Annotated in this window: 18 protein-coding genes; 3 read left to right on the top strand and 15 right to left on the bottom strand. The window is 71.2% G+C overall.

Annotated elements, in window-relative coordinates:
* Positions 1–53 precede the first annotated feature (53 nt).
* From F4562_RS09275 to rimP, 14 genes are all read right to left on the bottom strand, one after another.
* Complete coding sequence (locus F4562_RS09275; RefSeq protein WP_184542614.1) at positions 54–545, bottom strand: GNAT family N-acetyltransferase; 492 nt, start codon at positions 543–545, stop codon at positions 54–56.
* 65 nt (positions 546–610) lie between these two features.
* Positions 611–1,348, bottom strand: a complete 738-nt coding sequence (dapB, locus tag F4562_RS09280) for a 4-hydroxy-tetrahydrodipicolinate reductase (protein ID WP_184542616.1) — start codon at positions 1,346–1,348, stop codon at positions 611–613.
* A gap of 121 nt (positions 1,349–1,469) precedes the next feature.
* Positions 1,470–2,777, bottom strand: coding sequence for a M16 family metallopeptidase (locus tag F4562_RS09285; RefSeq protein WP_184542820.1), 1,308 nt, complete (start codon positions 2,775–2,777; stop codon positions 1,470–1,472).
* Positions 2,777–5,077: a polyribonucleotide nucleotidyltransferase gene (locus F4562_RS09290; RefSeq protein WP_184542618.1), complete on the bottom strand. Its 2,301-nt coding sequence runs from the start codon at positions 5,075–5,077 to the stop codon at positions 2,777–2,779. The genes F4562_RS09285 and F4562_RS09290 overlap by 1 nt, the downstream gene beginning before the upstream one ends.
* A 318-nt stretch (positions 5,078–5,395) precedes the next feature.
* Positions 5,396–5,665, bottom strand: coding sequence for a 30S ribosomal protein S15 (rpsO, locus tag F4562_RS09295; RefSeq protein ID WP_184542620.1), 270 nt, complete (start codon positions 5,663–5,665; stop codon positions 5,396–5,398).
* Positions 5,666–5,876: 211 nt separating this feature from the next.
* Positions 5,877–6,830 carry a bifunctional riboflavin kinase/FAD synthetase gene (locus F4562_RS09300; RefSeq protein WP_184542622.1) on the bottom strand — a complete coding sequence of 318 codons (954 nt, stop codon included), beginning with the start codon at positions 6,828–6,830 and terminating at the stop codon, positions 5,877–5,879.
* A gap of 129 nt (positions 6,831–6,959) precedes the next feature.
* Positions 6,960–7,859 carry a tRNA pseudouridine(55) synthase TruB gene (truB, locus tag F4562_RS09305; RefSeq protein ID WP_184542624.1) on the bottom strand — a complete coding sequence of 300 codons (900 nt, stop codon included), beginning with the start codon at positions 7,857–7,859 and terminating at the stop codon, positions 6,960–6,962.
* Between the two features lie 32 nt (positions 7,860–7,891).
* Positions 7,892–8,890, bottom strand: a complete 999-nt coding sequence (locus F4562_RS36260; RefSeq protein WP_184542626.1) for a DHH family phosphoesterase — start codon at positions 8,888–8,890, stop codon at positions 7,892–7,894.
* Positions 8,887–9,366 (bottom strand): 30S ribosome-binding factor RbfA, encoded by a 480-nt coding sequence (gene rbfA / locus F4562_RS09315; protein ID WP_184542628.1) that lies wholly within the window; start codon positions 9,364–9,366, stop codon positions 8,887–8,889. The genes F4562_RS36260 and rbfA overlap by 4 nt, the downstream gene beginning before the upstream one ends.
* A gap of 70 nt (positions 9,367–9,436) precedes the next feature.
* Complete coding sequence (locus F4562_RS09320) at positions 9,437–9,733, bottom strand: DUF503 domain-containing protein (protein WP_184542630.1); 297 nt, start codon at positions 9,731–9,733, stop codon at positions 9,437–9,439.
* A 124-nt stretch (positions 9,734–9,857) separates the two neighbouring features.
* On the bottom strand, positions 9,858–12,980 hold the full coding sequence (gene infB / locus F4562_RS09325; RefSeq protein ID WP_184542632.1) for a translation initiation factor IF-2: 3,123 nt from the start codon (positions 12,978–12,980) through the stop codon (positions 9,858–9,860).
* Positions 12,981–13,123: 143 nt separating this feature from the next.
* Positions 13,124–13,426, bottom strand: a complete 303-nt coding sequence (locus tag F4562_RS09330; protein WP_184542634.1) for a YlxR family protein — start codon at positions 13,424–13,426, stop codon at positions 13,124–13,126.
* A complete protein-coding gene (gene nusA / locus F4562_RS09335) occupies positions 13,410–14,405 on the bottom strand; it encodes a transcription termination factor NusA (RefSeq protein ID WP_221207107.1) in 996 nt (331 codons plus the stop codon). Before nusA ends, F4562_RS09330 begins: the two co-directional genes overlap by 17 nt.
* A 23-nt stretch (positions 14,406–14,428) precedes the next feature.
* On the bottom strand, positions 14,429–14,929 hold the full coding sequence (rimP, locus tag F4562_RS09340) for a ribosome maturation factor RimP (RefSeq protein WP_184542638.1): 501 nt from the start codon (positions 14,927–14,929) through the stop codon (positions 14,429–14,431).
* Positions 14,930–15,122: 193 nt separating this feature from the next.
* Between rimP and F4562_RS09345 the strand changes: the two genes are divergently transcribed.
* The 3 genes from F4562_RS09345 (at position 15,123) to F4562_RS09355 (ending at position 16,468) form a co-directional block, all read left to right on the top strand.
* The gene (locus F4562_RS09345; RefSeq protein ID WP_184542640.1) at positions 15,123–15,617 is read left to right on the top strand and encodes a hypothetical protein; all 495 of its coding nucleotides are present in this window, start codon (positions 15,123–15,125) and stop codon (positions 15,615–15,617) included.
* Positions 15,614–16,078: a ferritin-like domain-containing protein gene (locus tag F4562_RS09350; protein ID WP_184542642.1), complete on the top strand. Its 465-nt coding sequence runs from the start codon at positions 15,614–15,616 to the stop codon at positions 16,076–16,078. The genes F4562_RS09345 and F4562_RS09350 overlap by 4 nt, the downstream gene beginning before the upstream one ends.
* Positions 16,079–16,261: 183 nt before the next feature.
* Entirely contained in the window at positions 16,262–16,468 is a 207-nt protein-coding gene (locus F4562_RS09355) for a DUF4236 domain-containing protein (RefSeq protein WP_184542644.1), read from the top strand.
* A gap of 161 nt (positions 16,469–16,629) precedes the next feature.
* Here the strand turns inward: F4562_RS09355 and F4562_RS09360 are convergent, their stop codons facing one another.
* Entirely contained in the window at positions 16,630–18,372 is a 1,743-nt protein-coding gene (locus F4562_RS09360) for a proline--tRNA ligase (protein ID WP_184542646.1), read from the bottom strand.
* Between the last annotated feature and the right edge of the window lie 54 nt (positions 18,373–18,426).

The following is an 18,426-nucleotide window of genomic DNA, read 5'->3' on the forward strand; positions in this document are numbered from 1 at the left end:
TCGCCCGGCCCGGCGCAACCGGCGACCGGTCGACGGCGAAGACGGACGCGAGGTCAGAGACGGCGGCGCATCACGACGCGCGGAGCGAGCTCGATGCCCAGCTCCCGCTCGTGGCGGACCAGTTCGGCCATCTCCGGCCCCCACTCGGCGGGAGTGAGAACGGTGAAACCGCGCTCGGCGTACCAGGGCCCGTTCCAGAGCACGTCGCGGAAGGTGGTCAGCGTCACGGCCGCCGAGCCGACCGCCGCCGCGTGGTCGCAGACGGCCTCCAGCAGGCGCCCGCCGACCCCCCGTCGCCCGTGCCCGGGGTGGACGGCGAGCTGGTCGAGGTGGACCTGCCCGTCGACCCGGCCGAGCAGGGCGAACCCGACCGGCGGAACCCCCGCGACGAGAACACGCGACGGATCGTCGACTTCCTCGATCATCGTCGTGCCCGCGGGGAAGACGATGCCCACCTGGGCGAAGACCCCGTCGGCCGCGGTCTCCACCGCCGCCAGCCCGGCCAGTTCCTCCGCCTCCGCCCAGCGGACCCCGGTAGTCGTCATGGGACCGGACGATACAGCAGCGACCTGCCCGACTCATCCGAGTCATCCGAATGCAGCCGTGGACGCTAGAGGTCGAGAAGGTGCTCCAGGCCGACGGTCAGACCAGGCAGCTCACGGACACGGCGCACACCCAGCAGCACGCCGGGCGTGAACGACGAGCGGTTCATGGTGTCGTGGCGGATGGTGAGGATCTCACCGTCCCCGCCCAGCAGGACCTCCTGGTGGGCGATGAGCCCGGCCAGGCGTACCGCGTGCACGTGGACCCCCTCGACCTCGGCGCCGCGGGCCCCGTCGAGCTGGGAGCTGGTCGCGTCGGGCATCGGCGCGGAGCCCGCCTTGCGTCGCGCCTCGGCGATCAGCTCGGCCGTACGCCGTGCGGTGCCGGAAGGCGCGTCGGCCTTGTTGGGATGGTGCAGCTCGACGATCTCGACCGACTCGAAGTAGCGGGCGGCCTGCTGGGCGAAGTGCATCATGAGCACGGCGGCGATGCCGAAGTTCGGGGCGATCAGCGCGTTCACCCCGGGGTTCGCGTCCAGCCAGCCCCGGACCGACGCCAGGCGCGCGGCGTCGAAGCCCGTGGTGCCGACCACCGGGTGCACACCGTGGGAGATGCACCATTCGAGGTTGCCCATGACGACGTCGGGGTGGGTGAAGTCGACCACCACCTCGGCGCCTTCCAGCCGCTCGATCGGGTCGTCCTTGTCGACGGCCGCGACCAGATCCAGGTCACCGGCCGCTTCGACGGCCTTGCACACTTCGATACCGACACGCCCTCGGGCGCCGAGAACTCCAACCCTGATCACGGGCCCAGGGTATACCGTCCGTCGTGGCCGGGCCGTGCCGGACCGCCCGGCTCGCCCCCGGGCGAGGCTTCCGCCCTTCCGCCCGGGGGAGCGGGCACGGCCGGGACCCGGCCGTGCGCCGCTAAGCCAGGAACGTGGTGAAGTCCCGGTCTTCGTAGGGGCCGATGACCGCCAGGGACATCGGGCGCCGGAGGACGTCGCGGGCGACCTCGGAGATCTCCTCCGGGGTCACCGCGTCGATCCTGGCCAGGATGTCGTCGACCGAGAGCAGCTCGTCGAAGACCAGCTCACCCTTGCCGATCCGCGACATCCGGGAGCCGGTGTCCTCCAGGCCCAGCACCAGGCCGCCGCGCATCTGGCCCTTGCCCCGGACGATCTCCTCCTCGGTGATGCCGTCGGCGACCACCCGGAGCAGCTCCTCGCGGCAGATCTTCAGCACATCGTCGATCTTCGACGGCAGGCAGCCGACGTAGATCCCGAACTGGCCGGTGTCGGCGTGCGCGGAGGTGAAGGAGTAGGCCGAGTAGGCCAGGCCCCGCTTCTCCCTGATCTCCTGGAACAGCCGGGAGGACATACCGCCGCCGAGCGCCGCGTTGAGCACGCCGAGCGCGAACCGGCGCTCGTCGGTGCGGGTCAGCGCGGTGGTGCCGAGGACCAGGTTGGCCTGTTCGGTCGGCCGGTGCAGCACCCGCGCGCCGGAGCGGGCCGGAACGCCCGGCCCGGACAGGCGCGGAGGCAACGGGGCGGCGTCGCCGCCCAACGCCCCGGCCCGCTCGTACGCCTCGGTCACCATGGCCACGACCTGCTCGTGGGTGACGTTGCCCGCCACCGACACCACCGTGTGGGTGGGCAGGTAGTAGCGCCGGTAGTACTCGGCGATCCGGTCGCGGGTGATCGCGGTGATCGACTCGACCGTGCCGAGGATCGGCCGGCCGATGGGGGTGTCGCCGTACAGTTCGGCGGAGAACTGCTCGTGCACCACGTCCGAGGGATCGTCGTCGTGCATGGCGATCTCCTCCAGGATCACGCCACGCTCCGCCTCGACGTCGTCGGGGTCGATGACGGAGGAGGTCACCACGTCGGCGAGCACGTCGATCGCCACTCGCAGGTCCTCGTCGAGGACCCGCGCGTAGTAACAGGTGTACTCCTTGGCGGTGAAAGCGTTGATCTCACCGCCGATACCCTCGACGGCCGCGGAGATCTCCAGCGCGTCCCGTGTGGGCGTGCCCTTGAACAGCAGGTGCTCCAGGAAGTGGGAGGCCCCCATGTGCTCGGGGGCCTCGTCCCTGGAACCGATGCCGACCCACATGCCGACCGCGACGGAACGCACGGTCGGCATGGACTCGGTCACCACCCGGAGCCCACCGGGGAGGACGGTGCGCCGCACCACCCCGGCGCCGTCCTTGCCGGGATGCAGAGTGGTGGTGATCACGAGTTGCGGTCTTCCCCTCCACGGCTGCGAACGCGGGTGCGGCGGGGCCGCTCCTCGCGGGGACGCTCCTCGGCGGGGGCCTCGGGCTGCTCCTCCGCGTCGCCGGCCTCGGCCTTGGCCGCGGCCTCCTTCTCGACGACCTCGACGGGCACCAGGGAGAGCTTGCCCCGCGAGTCGATCTCGGCGATCTCGACCTGGATCTTCTCCCCGACGTTCATGACGTCCTCGACGTTCTCGATGCGCTTGCCGCCGTGCAGCTTGCGGATCTGGGAGACGTGCAGCAGACCGTCCTTGCCCGGCATGAGGGAGATGAAGGCACCGAAGGCGGCGATCTTGACGACCGTGCCCAGGTAGCGCTCGCCGACCTCCGGCATGTGCGGGTTCGCGATGGCGTTGATCGCCGACCTGGCCGCCTCGGCGGACGGGCCGTCGGTGGCACCGATGTAGATGGTGCCGTCGTCCTCGAGGGTGATCTCGGCGCCGGTGTCGTCCTGGATCTGGTTGATCATCTTGCCCTTCGGGCCGATGACCTCACCGATCTTGTCAACCGGGATCTTGATCGTGATGATGCGCGGAGCCGTCGCGTTCATCTCCGCCGGGGAGTCGATGGCCTCCTGCATCACGTCGATGATGGCCAGCCGGGCACCCTTGGCCTGCTTCAGCGCGGCGGCCAGCACGGAGGCGGGGATGCCGTCGAGCTTGGTGTCGAGCTGGAGCGCGGTGATGACGTCCTTGGTGCCGGCGACCTTGAAGTCCATGTCGCCCATGGCGTCCTCGGCACCGAGGATGTCGGTCAGCGTGACGTACTGGTCGCCCTCGTTGATCAGACCCATCGCGATGCCGGCCACGATGCCCTTCAGCGGGACACCGGCGTCCAGCAGCGACATCGTCGAGGCGCAGACCGACCCCATGGAGGTCGAGCCGTTGGAACCGAGCGCCTCGGAGACCTGGCGGATCGCGTAGGGGAACTCCTCGCGGCTGGGCAGGACCGGGATGAGCGCCCGCTCGGCCAGCGCGCCGTGACCGATCTCGCGGCGCTTGGGCGAGCCCACCCGGCCGGTCTCACCGGTGGAGTACGGCGGGAAGTTGTAGTTGTGCATGTAGCGCTTGGTGCGCTCGGGGTTGAGCGTGTCGATCATCTGCTCCATGCGGAGCATGTTCAGCGTGGTGATGCCCAGGATCTGGGTCTCGCCGCGCTCGAACAGGGCGGAGCCGTGCACCCGGGGCACGACGTGGACCTCGGCGTTCAGCTGCCGGATGTCCTTGACGCCGCGGCCGTCGATGCGGACGCCCTCGGCGATGACGCGCTCGCGCATGAGCTTCTTGGTCAGCGACCGGAACGCCGGGCCGACCTCCTTCTCGCGTCCCTCGAAGTCGGGGGCGACCTTCTCGACGACCAGCGCCTTGATCCGGTCGAGCTCGGCCTCGCGCTCCTGCTTGCCGGCGATGGTCAGCGCGGCGGCGAGCTCGCTCTTGACCGCGTTGGTGACGGCGTCCAGGACGTCGTCCTGGTAGTCGAGGAAGACCGGGTACTCGGCGGTCTCCTTGGCGGCGACCTTGGCGATCTTGGACTGCGCGTCGCACAGCACCTTGATGAACGGCTTGGCCGCCTCCAGGCCCTGGCCCACGGTCTCCTCGGTGGGCGCCACGGCGCCTTCCGCGACGAGCTTGAGCGTGTCACGGGTGGACTCCGCCTCGACCATCATGATCGCGACGTCGCCGTCGTCCAGCACGCGGCCGGCCACCACCATGTCGAAGGTGGCCCTGGCCAGCTCGGCGTGGGTCGGGAAGGCGACCCACTGACCCTCGATCAGCGCGACGCGCACGCCGCCGATCGGGCCGGAGAAGGGCAGCCCGGCCAGCTGGGTGGACAGGGACGCGGCGTTGATGGCGACCACGTCGTACAGGTGCTCGGGATGGAGCGCCATGACGGTGGCGACGACCTGGACCTCGTTGCGCAGACCCTTGACGAACGACGGGCGCAGCGGCCGGTCGATCAGGCGGCAGGTGAGGATGGCGTCCTCGGAGGGACGGCCCTCACGCCGGAAGAAGGAGCCGGGGATGCGGCCCGCGGCGTACATCCGCTCCTCGACGTCGACCGTGAGCGGGAAGAAGTCGAGGTTCTCCTTGGGAGACTTGGACGCGGTGGTCGCGGACAGGACCATCGTGTCGTCGTCGAGGTAGACGACGGCGGAACCCGCCGCCTGACGCGCGAGACGACCGGTCTCGAACCGGACGGTACGCGTGCCGAATGAGCCGTTGTCGATGACGGCTTCGCTGCTGTGGACACCCTCCACGGGGGACCTCCTTGTACTTCGGTCGCCCGCGTCCGCCCAGACGCACCGTGCGCACCTGGGTCGTCCTTGTCGCCGGCTCCCCGTGGTGCAGCGCCGGTCTTCGATTGAAGCGCCCGGTTCCGTATGGCTTACGCCATGATGACCGGGGGCCACTACCGAGGACCGGCCCTCTGACGCCGTGGGGCGCGCTTGCTCGTGGACGCGGGGCACTTTCTCGGCTATTCAGTTTGCCCATCGGACGGGCTTTCACACGGCGCGACGCGCCGAAACCCGACCATATGAGAGAAGGGAGCGGCGCGAACGCCGCTCCCCCACAATCTATCGGCGCAGGCCGAGCCGCTCGATGAGCGAACGGTAGCGCTCGATGTCCTTGTTCTGCAGGTACTTCAGCAGCCGGCGACGGCGGCCGACGAGAAGCAGCAGGCCACGGCGGCTGTGGTGGTCGTGCTTGTGCAGCTTCAGGTGCTCGGTGAGCTCGCTGATGCGCTTGCTCAGCAGCGCGACCTGCACCTCGGGGGAACCGGTGTCGGTCTCACCCTTGGCGTACTCACCGATGATCTGCTTCTTTGCGGCGGTGTCGAGCGACACATCTCTCCTTGGACTTCTACGGGCACGCGTGATTTCCAGAGCCCGAGCGACCATGCGTGCCTACAGTCGCCGTGGCGAGATCCGCACCCGGGGATCACAGGACCACCGGCCACAGAGCTGACATGCCAGGCTACCACCGGCGCTCACCCGTCCGCACATCGCGCGGCAGCGCCGCGGAACCTCAGGGCCCCGCGGTGCACCGGCCGATGGATCAGGCCGTCAGCCGCCGGACCTGCTCGACGTCCGCGTGGATCTGCGCGACCAGCGCCTCGATCGAGTCGAACCTGGTGTTGCCACGGAGGCGGGGGCCGAAATCGACGGCCACGTGGGCGCCGTAGAGATCGAGGTCGTCACGGTCGAGGGCGTACGCCTCCACGGTGCGGGGCACGCCCTCGAAGGTCGGGTTGGTGCCGACCGAGATCGCCGCGGGCCAGCGCTCGCCACCGTAGGCGGCCGGCAGGTTGCCGGTCGGCACGCCCTGCAGCCAGCCCGCGTAGACACCGTCGGCGGGGATCGCGGTGAACTCCGGAGACTCCAGGTTCGCCGTCGGGAAGCCGAGCTGCCGCCCACGCTGGTAACCGCGGACCACCACGCCCTCCACCCGGTGCGGGCGGCCGAGCGTCGCGGTGACCGCCTCCATGTCACCGGCGGCGATCTGCTCGCGGATGAGAGTGGAGGAGATCGTCTCCCCGTCGGTGACCAGCGGGACCGCCTCCGCCACGAAGTCGTACTTCTCACCGAGTGTGCGCAGCGTCTCCACGTCGCCGGCGGCCTTGTGGCCGAAGCGGAAGTTCTCCCCCACCACCACCCCGGCGGCGTGCAGCCGGTCGACGAGCACGGTCTGCACGAACTCGTCCGGGGTCATCCAGGAGAACTCCAGCGTGAAGGGGAGCACGCACACCGCGTCGACGCCGAGCGCGGCGAGCAGCTCGGTCCGGTGCCGGGCCGTCGTCAGCCGGGGCGGGTGCGTGCCGGGCCGTACGACCTCCTCCGGGTGAGGGTCGAAGGTCACCACCACCGAGGGCACCCCGAGATCCGCGGCCATGTTCACGGCACGGGCCACCATCTGCTGGTGACCGCGGTGAACACCGTCGAAGACGCCGATCGTGACGACGGACCTGCCCCAGTCTTCGGGCACGTCGTCCAATCCGTGCCAGCCTCGCACCGCAGCCTCTTCCCCTCGTAGTGGATCGACCCCTAAAGCCTGCCATGCTCGGTGGCCCTACCCCGAATCGGGGAGCCCCTTCGGCGGCGTCACATCCGCCGACCTGGGGAAACGACGCGCGCGGCCGGATCAGGAGGGTGCGAAGACGGCCAGTGACCTGGCGCTCCTGCCCTGCTCCTCCATGAGGGCGAGCAACGTGCCGTCCGGCCCGAACACGCCCACCGGGCCGTTCAGGCCCAGCGCGGGCAGCCGGCCGCCGTGCGCGACGGTGTCCGCCTCCTCGGCGGTCACGTCGCGGCGTGGGAAGGCCGCGGCGACCGCGTCGGCCATCGGGAGGATCGCGCAGTCCGCGGCGAGCTGCTCCAGGGTGCGCGCGCCGGACAGGTCGTAGGGGCCCACCCGGGTGCGGCGCAGGGCCGTCAGGTGACCTCCGACGCCCAGGCCGGTGCCCAGGTCGCGGGCGAGCGAACGGATGTAGGTGCCGCTGGAGCAGCGGACCGAGGCGTCCACGTCGACGACGTCGCCGTGCCGGCGCACGTCCGTGACCTCGAAGGCCCACACCGTCACCGGCCGCGCCTGGAGCTCGACCTCCTCCCCCGCCCTGGCCCGTTTGTAGGCCCGCTCACCGTTGATCTTGATGGCGCTGATCTGCGGCGGGATCTGCATGATCGCCCCGGTCAGGGCCGCGACGCCCTTGGCCACGTCCTCGTCGCAGACACCGGCGGCCGACGCCGACGCGACGAGCTCGCCCTCGGCGTCGTCGGTGTTGGTGGACTCGCCGAGCCGGATCGTGGCGTCGTAACCCTTCTCGGTGAGCGCCAGGTGGCCCAGCAGCCGGGTGGCCTTCTCCACCCCGACCACCAGCACACCGGTGGCCATGGGGTCCAGGGTGCCCGCGTGCCCGACCCGGCGGGTGCCCGCGATGCCGCGGAGCTTGGCGACGACGTCGTGCGAGGTCCACCCCGCGGGCTTGTCGACGATGATCAGGCCGCTGGGCGGCGGGGTGCGCTTGGCGCGAGCCGTACTCAATTCGGGGTCCTTCCGCGGGAGCGCTCGAAGGTCTACAGAAGTGCCCGGAGACTCGCGATCGTCTCCTCCAGGGGCAGACGGGAGGTGAAACCCGCGGCCTTGGCGTGGCCGCCGCCGCCCAGCACGGCGCAGACGCGCGAGACGTCCACCCCGCCCTTGGAGCGGGTGGATACCTGCCAGAGCCCGTCGTCGTCCTCCTTGAGGACGGCGGTGACGTCCGCCTCGTCGGTACGCCGGACCACGTCGATGATCCCCTCGATCTCGTCGTAGGGCAGCCCGTGCGCGGCCCGGTCGGCCCGGGTGACGTACGTCCAGACCAGTCCGCCGCCCACCTCCGGCTCCAGCCGCACCCTGCCGAGGACGGCGCCGAGCACCTTGAGGTAACCGAACGGGGACCGGTCCCAGAGCTCGCGGGCGATCTCCTCGGGGTTGAGCCCGGTGGCCACCAGCCGGGCGGCCATGGCGTGCGCCTGCGGGGTGGTCGAGGAGTGCTTGAACGAGCCGGTGTCGGTGACGAGACCGACGTAGAGACAGGTCGCGATGGCCTTGTCGACCGGCAGACCGAGCCGGTCGATCAGCTCCTCGGCGAGCACGGCGGTGGCCGCCGCCCCCGGGTCGACCAGGTTGACCGTGCCGAACCCGGTGTTGGACGGGTGGTGGTCCACCACGATCAGCTCACGCGCCTTGTACGTGGTGTCGGTGAGCGTGCCGAGGCGCTCCACGGTCGGCACATCGAAGGTGACCATGACCTCCGGGGCCGCGGGATAGTCGGCGGGCTCGGCCAGCAACTCCTGGCCGGGCAGGAAACGCAGCAGCCGGGGCACCCGGAAGCGACGCTCTCCGAAGGAGACCGCGACCCGCTTGCCCGCCGCGCGCAGCGCGAGCCCGACCGCGAGCGCCGAACCGAGCGCGTCGCCGTCGGGCGAGACGTGGCAGGCGAGTGCGATCTCGTCGGCGGACGAGATGAGCTCGACGGCCCTGTCCCAGTCGCGTGCGGAGACCGGGCCGCCGTTACGCGGGTCGGACGTCACGTCGCCGGGTATCCCGCTCGTTCCGAAGGTTCGTCCTCGTCGTCCCCGGCCTCGCCGCGATCCTCCGGCTTGCGGTACGGGTCGGCGTCACCGGCGTGCCGCGCGCTCTCGGCACGCTTGGCGATCTCGGCGTCCCTCGCCCTGGCCTCGGCGAACAGGTCGTTGAGGTGACGGGCGCTCTCGGGGATCGGGTCGTGGGTGAACGTCAGCGTCGGGGTGTGGCGCAGACCGGTCTGCCGGCCCACCTCCGAGCGGATGAGCCCCTTGGCGCTCTCCAGCGCGGCGGCGGAATCGGCCCGCTCGGCCTCGGAGCCGAACACGGTGTAGAACACCGTGGCGTCGCTCAGGTCGTTGGTGATCCGCGCGTCCGTGACGGTCACGAACCCGAGCCTGGGATCCTTGATCCGGCGTTCCAGCATCTCGGCCACGACCTGGCGGATCCGGTCGGCGATCTTGCGTGCGCGTGCGGCGTCCATCTTGGCTCCCCCCTTCTCACGGGCACGGCCGGGCGCTGCGGCGTGCTTGCGCGTCCGGCCGTTCCCGAATCTAGTCCTCGTCGTTGTAGAGCCGCTGCCTGGCCGACAGCAGCTCGATCTCCGGGTGGAAGGCGACCAGGCGTTCGCAGTCGTCCATCACCTCGCCGCAGTTGGCGGCGGTGGCCGAGACGACCGCGATCCCGATCTCAGCGCGACGGTGCAGGTCGAGGTGGCCGGTCTCGGCGACGGCCACGGCCGGGAACCTCCGCTGCACCTCGGCGACTATGGGCCGCACCACCGAGCGTTTCTGCTTCAGCGAACGGACGTCGCCGAGCAGGATGTCCAATGTCAGAGCACCTACATACATGGTGGGTCACTCGCCACGGGTGTCACCGTGCCACGGGAGGGTGCGGGGCCGCCCGCCGGTCGCGTCCCACCCGCCAGGGGTGGGACGCGATCGGCGGAACGGGCCACCGCGTTCGCCGGGGGCATCAGACGCGCGGCTTCTCCCGCATCTCGAAGGTCTCGATGACGTCATCGATCTTGATGTCGTTGTAACCGACACCGATACCGCACTCGAAGCCCTCCCGGACCTCGGTCGCGTCGTCCTTGAAACGGCGCAGCGAGGACACGGTGAGGTTGTCGGAGATGACGACGCCGCCGCGGATGAGACGGGCCTTGCTGTTGCGGACGATCGTGCCCGAGCGGACCAGCGCACCGGCGATGTTGCCGATCTTCGGCACCTTGAAGACCTCGCGGACTTCGGCGGTGCCCATCTGGACCTCTTCGAACTCCGGCTTGAGCATGCCCTTGAGGGCCGCCTCGATCTCCTCGATCGCCTGGTAGATGACCGAGTAGTAGCGGATGTCGACGCCCTCGCGCTCGGCCAGGTCGCGCGCCCGGACCTCGGGACGCACGTTGAAGCCGATGATGACGGCGTTGTCGTCGGCGACCGCCAGGTTGACGTCGTACTCGGTGATCGCACCGACGGCGCGGTGGAGCACCCGCAGGCGCACCTCGTCACCGACGTCGATCTTGAGCAGCGCGTCCTCCAGAGCCTCGACCGAGCCGGAGACGTCACCCTTGATGATGAGCTTGAGCTCGTCGACCTGGCCCTTCTCCATCTCGCTGAAGAGCTCTTCGAGGGTGCGCCGGCGGCCGGACTTGGCCATGTCGGCGATGCGCTTGCGGGCCGCCCGCTGCTGGGCGATCTGACGCGCCATCCGGTCGTCGGTGACCACGATGAAGTTGTCACCGGCACCGGGCACCGCGGTCAGACCGAGGACCAGCACCGGACGCGACGGGTCGGCTTCCTCGATCGAGTCGCCGTTGTCGTCCAGCATCGCCCGGACGCGGCCGAAGGCCTCGCCACAGACGATGGAGTCGCCGACGCGGAGCGTGCCGCGCTGGACCAGCACGGTCGCCACCGGGCCGCGGCCCTTGTCGAGGTGGGCCTCGATGGCGACGCCCTGGGCGTCCATCGTCGGGTTCGCCCGCAGGTCGAGCTCGGCGTCCGCGGTGAGCAGGATGGCCTCGAGCAGGCTGTCGATGCCGGTGCCGTTCTTCGCGGAGATGTCGACGAACATCGTGGTGCCGCCGTACTCCTCGGCGACCAGGCCGTACTCGGTCAGCTGGGCCCGGACCTTGCTCGGGTCGGCGCCCTCCTTGTCGACCTTGTTGACCGCGACCACGATCGGCACGTCGGCCGCCTGGGCGTGGTTCAGCGCCTCGATCGTCTGCGGCTTCACGCCGTCGTCCGCCGCGACCACCAGGATGGCGATGTCGGTCACCTTGGCACCGCGGGCACGCATGGCGGTGAACGCCTCGTGACCCGGGGTGTCGATGAAGGTGATCCGGCGCTCCTCGCCCTCGTGGTCGGTGGCGATCTGGTAGGCACCGATGTGCTGGGTGATGCCACCGGCCTCGCGGGCCACCACGTTGGTCTGACGGATGGCGTCGAGCAGCTTGGTCTTACCGTGGTCGACGTGACCCATGACGGTCACCACCGGCGGCCGCGCGACCAGGTCGCCCTCGTCGCCCTCGTCCTCACCGAACTCGATGTCGAAGGACTCCAGGAGCTCGCGGTCCTCCTCCTCGGGGCTGACCACGAGGAGGTTGTAGTCGAGCTCGGCGGCCAGGAGCTGGAGGGTCTCCTCGTTGACCGACTGGGTGGCGGTCACCATCTCGCCCAGGTGCAGCATGACCTGCACCAGGGACGCCGGGTTCGCGCCGATCTTGTCGGCGAAGTCGGACAGCGAGGCGCCGCGCGACAGGCGGATCGTCTGGCCGTTGCCGCGGGGAACCTGCACGCCGCCGATCGACGGCGCCTGCATGTTGTCGAACTCCTGGCGCCGCTGGCGCTTGGACTTGCGACCACGGGTCGGCCGCCCGCCGGGACGGCCGAAGGCACCCGCGGTGCCGCCGCCGCGGCCACGTCCGCCGCCGCCGCCGGGACGACCGGCGAAACCGCCGCCGCCGCCACCGGGAGCGCCGGTGCCGGTGCCGGGACGACCGGCACCGCCGCCGCCACCCGGACGGCCGGCGAAACCGCCGCCGCCGGGACGACCGGCACCGCCGCCGGGACGACCCGCGCCGCCACCGGGACGACCCGCGCCGCCACCAGGACGCGGACCGCCGCCACCGGGAGCGGAGGGACGGCCCTGCGGCATCATCATCGGGCTGGGACGCGGGCCACCGGGACGGGGACCGCCGGGACCGCCGGGACCGCCACCGGGACGCGGGCCGCCCGAAGGCGGGCCGGGACGCGGACCGGCGGCGCCGGGCGCGCCGGAGCGACCGGCCGGCGGACGGGGACCGGCGCTGTCACGACCCTGGTCGCGGCCGGGACGGTCTTCCCGGGGGCCGGGACGCGGACCGCGGTCGCCACGGTCGCCGGGGCCGCCGTCGCGGCCGGGACCGCCCGGACGCGGCGGACGGGACTGGCCCATGCCGCTGGCGTTCGACGAGAACGGGTTGTTGCCGGGACGCGGGCCACGGGGGCCGGGACGCGGACCGGGCTTGGGAGCACCCGCACCGGGGGCACCCGCGCCGGGACGCTGGCCCGAGGGGGCTCCGGCGCCGCCGGCCGGACGCGCGTCGGGACGCGGGGCCGGGCCGGGACGCGGACCGGGCCTGGGGCCCGGCTTGGGACCGGCGGCCGGGCGGCCGGCGTCGGTGCGAGGAGCCTCGAACCTGGGCGGCTGGACCGGCGAGGGCTGCCGCGGCGGCTGAGGCTGCGGCGGCTGCTGGGGCTGCGGCGGCTGGGCCGCGGCCGGCGGGGCCTGCGGCGCAGGCGCTGCGGGACGCGCCGGGACGGGACCCGGACGCGGGCCGGGCCTGGGGCCCGGTTTGGGGATGGAGGTCGGCGTCGAAGCGCCGTTGCCTGCTTGGCCTTCCGGCCGAGGGGCCGCCTGCGGCGGCCTGGGGCCTCTGCCCCTGTCGGACGAACCCTTGGTGGGGCCGCCCAAAGCTTCCGTGAGCCTGCGGACCACCGGCGCTTCGATAGTCGAGGACGCCGAACGCACGAACTCGCCCATCTCCTGGAGCTTGGCCATGACGACCTTGCTCTCCACACCGAACTCCTTGGCGAGCTCGTATACCCGGACCTTCGCCACTGCACTCCCTTGTCTCGGCCCGGGAGGCGGTGCCACCGGACCGTCGTTACGTTGACGTACTCATCGCCGCATGCTCATCAGGCGCTCATAGCTATCTGACCAGCCCATCAATTCGGCGTCCTACATGACAGTCGGTAACCACTTCACCCGATCCTTTCGGCCGATAGCCCTTCCAGATGACCCCGCACGAGCGACAGGTCGAGCGGTCCCGCGACGCGGAAAGCGCGCGGAAACGCCCGGCGACGCTCTGCGAGGTGGAGACAGCTCAGGGTGGGATGCAGTGAAGCACCACGCCCCTGGAGCCGTCGCCGCAGGTCGGGGACGATAACGCCCTCGACCATCACCAGACGGAGCAGCTCGGAGGAAACCGTGCGAACCCGGCACCCCACGCAGGTTCTTTGTGGGGCAGCCTGGCCACCATATTCCAGCTTACCGCGTGGGCGCATCTACGGAACCGGTCGCATCCCCCGGTTGGGTGTCCGGACGGATGTCGATGCGCCAACCGGTGAGGCGAGCGGCCAGCCGGGCGTTCTGCCCCTCCTTGCCGATGGCCAGGGAGAGCTGGTAGTCCGGCACGGTCACGCGCGCGGCGCGGCCTTCGTAGTCGATCACCTCTACGTGGGAAACGCGCGCGGGCGACAGGGCATTCCCCACGAACTCCGCGGGATTCTCCGACCAGTCGATGATGTCGATCTTCTCACCGTGCAGCTCGTTCATCACGTTGCGCACCCGCGAGCCCATCGGGCCGATGCAGGCACCCTTGGCGTTCACGCCGGGCCGGCGCGAGCGGACCGCGAGCTTGGTGCGGTGACCGGCCTCGCGGGCGACCGCGGCGATCTCGACGGTGCCGTCGGCGATCTCCGGGACCTCCAGCGCGAACAGCTTCTTGACCAGCCCGGGGTGGGTGCGCGACAGGGTCACCGAGGGACCCTTGTGCCCCTTCTTGACCTGGACCACGTAACAGCGGATGCGGTCGCCGTGGACGTACTCCTCCCCGGGGACCTGCTCACTGTGCGGCAGCACGGCCTCGATCTTGCCCAGGTCGACCAGGACCACCCGGGGGTCCTTGCCCTGCTGGATGACGCCCGCCACCAGCTCGCCCTCGCGGCTGGCGAACTCGCCGAAGTTGATCTCGTCCTCGGCGTCGCGGAGCTGCTGCAGGATGACCTGCTTGGCGGTGGTCGCGGCGATGCGGCTGAAGTTGCCCGGGGTGTCGTCGAACTCCCTGAGCACCTCCCCGCTCTCGGCGTCGATCTCGGCGGCGAAGATGGTCACGTGCCCGGAGGTGCGGTCGAGCTCGGCCCGCGCCTTGGGCGCCGCACCCTCACTCCGGAAGTACGCGATCAGCAGTGCGTCCTCGATCGCCTTGACGACCAGGTCGAAGGAGATGTCCTTCTCCCGCTCCAGGCTACGCAGGACGCTCATGTCGATGTCCACAAGGCTCCCCCTTAGCCCTCGTCGCCGTCTTCGCCGTCGTCTTCGGCGTCATCGAACCGGCGGAACTCCACCTGCACCCGTCCTCGGGTCAGGTCCTGATATTCGATACGGCGCCGCGTGCCGTCGACGTCCAGCTCCACGCCCGCGTCGTCGGTGGCGGCGATCCGTCCCTCCACTGTCGTGCCGTCCCGTAGGTCGGCCTTGACCAGCCTCCGCACTGCGCGGCGCCAGTGGCGCGGCTCGGTGAGCGGCCGGTCGACCCCGGGGGAGGAGACCTCCAGCACGTACGGGGCGTTGCCCATGGCGTCGTCGGCGTCCAGTCTGGCGGACACGGCGTGGCTGACCTGGGCGACGTCGTCCAGGCTCACCCCGCCGTCACGGTCGACGACGACGCGCAGCAGGCGCCGCTTACCCGCGGGGGTGACCGTGACGTCCTCCAAGTCGAGCCCTTCGGCTCCGACGACGGGTTCCAGAAGCTTCATCAGGCGGTCGCGGGATGTGGCGTTGCCCATGCCGGCCTCCCATTGTCACGATCTCAGCCGGGCGGACCTCGCCCAAGCGGATAACCAGCCTATCCACACCAGGGCGTAGAAACGGCGCCACTCGGTGTGGCGACGCCGCCCGAGAAGCGTGGTGAGTGCGATTATGCCAACCCCGTACGATGCTAGATGCGCCAGCTGCCCGACACATGACCGGAGGTCGTCCGTGCGTTCCGTCTCCCGGCGTGCCCTGTTGCGGGGCGGCGCACTCGGGGTGACCACCGTGACGCTGGCGGGGTGCGCCGAGGAGAAGCCGGTGCGCCTCGCCGCCAAGCCGCCCGACCCGGAGACCCTCCTCGTCAGGGAGCTGATCGCGGCCAAGGAGCGGACCGTCGCCCTGTACGCCTCGGCCGGCTCCGACCGCCTCACACCCTTCAGGCAGCGGCACGAGGCCCACCTGGCCGAGCTCCGCCGCCGCCTGCCGCCGGACGCCGCGACCGCCCCCGCACCCTCCGGGGCCGCGCCGGCCTCCGCGGTGCCCACCCCGTCACCGTCCCGGAACCGCAGGCCGACGGTGCGCACCCTGCGGGACCTGGAGCGTAAGGCCGCGGCGCTGCGCCCGCGCCAGCTGGCTGGGGTCTCCCCCGCGCTGGCCCAGCTGATCGCCTCCATCGGCGCCTGTGAGGCCGCGCACGCGCTGGCCCTGTCGAGGTCGCTGTGAGCGCCGCCGGCGGGCTCGACACGGCTCTGGCCGCCGAGCACGCGGCCGTCTACGCGTACGGGGTGATCGCGGCCAGGACCACGGGCCGGTTGCGTGTCACGGCGACGGCCGCGTTCAACGCCCACCGCGCCCGCCGCGACCGGCTCCGCGAGATGATCATCGCTGCGGGCGGCACACCCGCCGAACCGACGGCGGTCTACCGGCTGCCGGTCACGCCGACGGGCGAGACCCAGGCGGTCGAGCTGGCCGTGCTGGTCGAGCGCGGGGTGACCGCCGCCTACCTGGAGCTGACGGCCTCCGCGGACGCCGCCGTGCGCGAGCTGGCCGCGCTGGCCATGCAGGAGTGCGTCGTCCGCGCGTACGAGCTGCGGCCGGAGATCGACGCCTTCCCCGGCATGCCCCGGGCGGCGCCCACGCCGACGCCCGCCCCCACGCCGACGTCTGCGACCACCCCGTCCTGACTCCCGCGCCGGTGCCTCCGGCGACCGCCCCGGCCCGGCGCCGTGCCCGCGTCCTCGGCGCCCACCCCGTCCCGGCGTCCTCCCCGGGCCGTGGGAGGGGTTTCCGCGCCGGCCGGGCTCGATCCGGAACCATTCCCTCACGGCGTTCGTTTTCATGACACGTCGAGTTTTCGGGAGAAGAACATGGGCTGGGGATACCGGAAGTCAATAAAGATCGGCCCCTTCCGCATCGACCTGTCTCCGCGAGGAGTCGGCCACAGCTTCGGCAACCGCCGCTTCCACGTCTCCAGAACCCCCGACGGCCGCAAGTACGTGACCGTCAACCTGCCCGGCGGCTTCCACGTGGGCAAGGCGATCGGCAGGCGTTCCCGGTACCGCGGCCACTACTGACGCGGCCCGCGCGGCCCCTGGAACGGCGAGGAGCGGCCCGTCCCCCGGAATTCACCGTCGGGGACGGGCCGCTCCCGTCATGACCTTTCCGCGTCCACGGCCGGCCGCCGCACCTTCCTACGCCCACGGCCGGCCGTCGTGCGGCCTCCCGGCGCGGCGGGTCAGGCCCGGCAGGCGGCCGTCACCCGGTCGGCGGCCTCGGCGAGCGGGATCTCCTCCTTGACGCCGGTGGCGCGGTCGCGCAGCTCGGCGACGCCCTGGGCGAGGCCGCGGCCGACGATCAGGATGGTCGGCATGCCGAGCAGCTCCGCGTCCTTGAACTTCACACCGGGGGAGACCGCGGGGCGGTCGTCGAGCAGGACGCGCAGGCCACGCGCCTGGAGCTCCTCGGCGATCCGGGTCGCGGCCTCGATCTGACCGTCCTTGCCGGTGCCCACGATGTGCACGTCGGCCGGAGCGATCTCACGGGGCCACAGCAGGCCCAGCTCGTCGTGCCGCTGCTCGGCCAGCACGGCCACCGCGCGGGAGACGCCGACCCCGTAGGAGCCCATGGTGACGCGGATCGGCTTGCCGTCGGGGCCGAGGGCGTCGAGCCGGGCGGCGTCGGCGTACTTGCGGCCGAGCTGGAAGATGTGGCCGATCTCGATGCCGCGGTCGATGGACAGGGCGGAGCCGCAGACCGGGCAGGCGTCGCCGGCGCGGACCTCGGCGGCCTCGATGGTGCCGTCGGGGACGAAGTCACGGCCCGCGACGACGTCGGCGGCGTGCTTGCCGGGCTCGTTGGCGCCGGTCACCCACGCGGTGCCGTCGACCACGCGGGGGTCGACGAGATAGCGGATGCCGAGCTCCTTGAGCACCTGGGGGCCGATGTAGCCGCGGACCAGGCCGGGGTGCCTGGCGAAGTCCTCGGCCTCGAAGATGGCGGGCTCGCCGGGCGCCAGCGACGCCTCCAGGCGCTTGAAGTCGACCTCGCGGTCTCCGGGCACGCCGACGACCAGGGTCTCGGCCTTGTCCGAACCGGGGAGGGTCACCTTGACGACGACGTTCTTGAGCGTCTGGGCCGCGGTGACGCCGAGTCCGTGGTGCTCGTTGACGTGGGCGACCAGTGTCTCGATGGTCGGGGTGTCCGGGGTGTCGAGCACCCGCATGGCGGGACGCTCGCCGGTGACCGCCTCCGGGGCGGGGGTGACGACGGCCTCGGCGTTGGCGGCGTACCCGCAGTGGTGGCAGGCCACGAAGGTGTCCTCGCCGGTGGGTGCGGGGGCCAGGAACTCCTCGGAGGCGGAGCCGCCCATCGCGCCGGAGGTGGCGAAGCAGATCTTGTAGGAGATGCCGAGCCGGTCGAAGATCCTGATGTAGGTCTCGCGGTGCCGCTCGTAGGAGCGCTTGAGCCCGTCGTCGTCGAGGTCGAAGGAGTAGGAGTCCTTCATGACGAACTCTCGACCACGCAGGATGCCCGCCCGGGGGCGGGCCTCGTCGCGGTATTTCGTCTGGATCTGGTACAGGGTGACCGGGTAATCCTTGTAAGAGGAGTACTCCCCCTTCACCATGTCGGTGAACAGTTCCTCGTGGGTCGGGCCGAGCAGGTAGTCGGCGCCCTTGCGGTCCTTGAGGCGGAAGAGCGTGTCGCCGTACTCGGTCCAGCGGCCGGTCGCCTCGTAGTACTCGCGCGGCAGCAGGGCGGGGAAGAGCACCTCCTGCCCGCCCATGCGGTCCATCTCCTCGCGGACCACGCGGGTGACGTTCTCCAGCACGGTCTTGCCGAGCGGCAGCCAGGAGTAGATCCCGGGTGCGACGCGGCGGACGTAACCGGCGCGGACGAGCAGCTTGTGGCTCGGGACTTCCGCGTCTGCCGGGTCGTCCCTCAGCGTTCGAAGAAACAACGACGACATGCGCAGCAGCACGGCTACTCCTCGCTAGCAGGGAACGATGCTCTACAGGCTATCGACTCCCGCAAG

It is taken from the genome of Streptosporangium becharense, from assembly GCF_014204985.1.
GTDB classification, from domain to species: domain Bacteria; phylum Actinomycetota; class Actinomycetes; order Streptosporangiales; family Streptosporangiaceae; genus Streptosporangium; species Streptosporangium becharense.

Coding starts and splice junctions, on each gene's coding strand:
- F4562_RS09275 (WP_184542614.1), bottom strand. CDS start 545: ATGACGACTACCGGGGTCCGCTGGGCGGAGGCGGAGGAACTGGCCGGG.
- rbfA (WP_184542628.1), bottom strand. CDS start 9,366: ATGGACGCCGCACGCGCACGCAAGATCGCCGACCGGATCCGCCAGGTC.
- F4562_RS09320 (WP_184542630.1), bottom strand. CDS start 9,733: ATGTATGTAGGTGCTCTGACATTGGACATCCTGCTCGGCGACGTCCGT.
- F4562_RS09330 (WP_184542634.1), bottom strand. CDS start 13,426: ATGCGCCCACGCGGTAAGCTGGAATATGGTGGCCAGGCTGCCCCACAA.
- nusA (WP_221207107.1), bottom strand. CDS start 14,405: ATGAGCGTCCTGCGTAGCCTGGAGCGGGAGAAGGACATCTCCTTCGAC.
- rimP (WP_184542638.1), bottom strand. CDS start 14,929: ATGGGCAACGCCACATCCCGCGACCGCCTGATGAAGCTTCTGGAACCC.
- F4562_RS09355 (WP_184542644.1), top strand. CDS start 16,262: ATGGGCTGGGGATACCGGAAGTCAATAAAGATCGGCCCCTTCCGCATC.